The 2247-nt window shown below is 58.5% G+C and carries 1 protein-coding gene; it reads left to right on the forward strand.

The genetic code is table 11. From position 1 onward, the window contains the following. Positions 1-2247, forward strand: a 2247-nt coding sequence (locus E8E68_RS09305) for an immunoglobulin-like domain-containing protein (protein ID WP_348530069.1), incomplete at both ends; no start/stop codon positions are given.

A 2247-nucleotide genomic window follows, 5' to 3' on the forward strand; every position in this document is an offset into this window, starting at 1 on the left:
GTCGGCAAGTTCGAAAACCTGACCCTGGACAAAACCCAGGTCAGCACCACTGTCACTGACGAGCCGGGCACCCCAGGTACCCCGAGCAACCCAGGTGGTGGCAACGAAGGCGACCTGGTCAAGGTCACCATCACGGCCGACCAGACCTCGGTRGCCGAGAACGTCAAACCGACGTTCACCGTGCACATCAACCAGCCGCTGGATCACGACCTGGTCGTGACCTTGAGCAACGATGCCAAGGTCACCATCAAGGCCGGCGACACCAGCGCGCCGTACGAACATGCAGCGCAGGGCGACGACGTTTACCAAGATGCCGGCGAAATCAGCCTCGGCATCAAGTCGGCAGTTGATGTTGACGGGCGTCCGTTCGAGAACCTGGAGCTCGGCGGTGCCGCCTCGGTCGATGTTACCGATACGGTCAGCGAAGTCGTGGCGACATTGACTGCGACTGAGTCTGTCAGCGAAGGTGGCCAGATCACCTACACCGTGACGCTGACCAACAAAGACGGCTTGCCGATCAACAATCACTCGGCACTGACCTTTACCCTGAGCGATGGCAAGACCAGCATCACCGTGCCGGCCAATGGCACCACGGGCTCGGTTACCGTTATTGCCCCGGACAACGTCTATACCGGCGAGAATGCACCGGTCGAGCAAAGCCTGAAGTACGTCAGCGGCGCTGATGCCTGGAAATTCGAGCAGCTGACCCTGGATGAAACCAAGGTCAGCACCGAAGTCACTGACGAGCCAGGCTCGGGTGTCCCGGGCGACCAGAACCAGGGCGATATCGTCAAGGTCACCATTACCGCCGATCAAGTCTCGGTCGCCGAAAACGTCAAACCGAGCTTCACAGTGCACATCAATACGGCACTGGATCATGACCTGGTCGTGACGCTGAGCAACGATGCACAGGTCACCATCAAAGCTGGTCAGACTTCGAGTGACCCTTATGTCCATGCGGCACAGGGCGAAGACGTCTACCTGGACAGCGGCGAAATAACCCTCGGCATCAAGTCGGCGGCTGATATCGATGGTCGCACCTTCGAGAACCTGCAGCTGGGCCACGACGCTTCGGTCAAGGTTACTGACACGGTCAACGAAGTTGTGGCCAAACTGACTGCAACCGAGTCTGTCAGCGAAGGTGGCCAGATCACCTATACCGTGACCCTGACCAATAAAGACGGCTTGCCGATCAACAATCACTCGGCACTGACCTTTACCCTTAGCGACGGCAAGACGACCATCACCGTCCCAGCCAACAGCACTACTGGCTCGATCACCGTTACCGCTCCGGATGATGTCTATACTGGTGCGAACGCTGCGATCGAGCAGAGTCTGCAATACGTCAGCGGCGCTGATGCCTGGAAGTTTGAGCAGCTGACGCTGGACGAAACCAAGGTCAGCACCGAGGTCACCGACGAGCCTGGCTCGGGTACTCCGGGCGCCGGTAACGAGGGTGATCTGGTCAAGGTTACAATCGTGGCCGACCAGAAGTCGGTCTACGAAAACAAAGAACCGACCTTCACCGTCAAGATCAACACCGTGCTGGACCACGACCTGGTCGTGACCCTGAGCAACGATGCCAAGGTCACCATCAAGGCCGGTGAAACCAGCGCGCCGTACACTCATGCATCACAAGGTGAAGACGTCTACAAAGATGCCGGCACAATCACCTTGGGCATCAAGTCGGCCGTGGATGTCGACGGTCGCGACTTCGAGAACCTGCAACTGGGTGGGGATGCTTCGGTCAAGGTCAAGGACACCACCAACGAAGTTGTGGCAAAACTGACCGCAACCGAGTCCGCCAGTGAAGGTGGCCAGATCACCTACACCGTGACCCTGACCAACAAAGACGGCTTGCCGATCAACAACCACAGCGCCCTGACCTTCACGCTGAGCGACGGTAAAACTGTCATCACCGTGCCGGCCAACGGCACTACTGGCAGCATTACTGTCACTGCTCCGGACAACGTCTACGTCGGCAGCAACCCAGTGGTGGTCAACTCGATCGCCTCGGTGAGCGGCGACGACGTCGGCAAGTTCGAAAAACTGACTCTGGATAAAACTGAAGTCAGCACCACTGTCACTGACGAGCCGGGTACTCCAAGTACCCCGAGCAACCCAGGTGGCGGCAACGAAGGCGACCTGGTCAAGGTCACCATCACGGCCGACCAGACTTCGGTGGCCGAGAACGTCAAACCAACCTTCACCGTGCACATCAACCAGCCACTGGATCACGACTTGGTC

It is taken from the genome of Pseudomonas sp. BN607 (assembly GCF_029871175.1).
In the GTDB taxonomy this organism is placed as follows: domain Bacteria; phylum Pseudomonadota; class Gammaproteobacteria; order Pseudomonadales; family Pseudomonadaceae; genus Aquipseudomonas.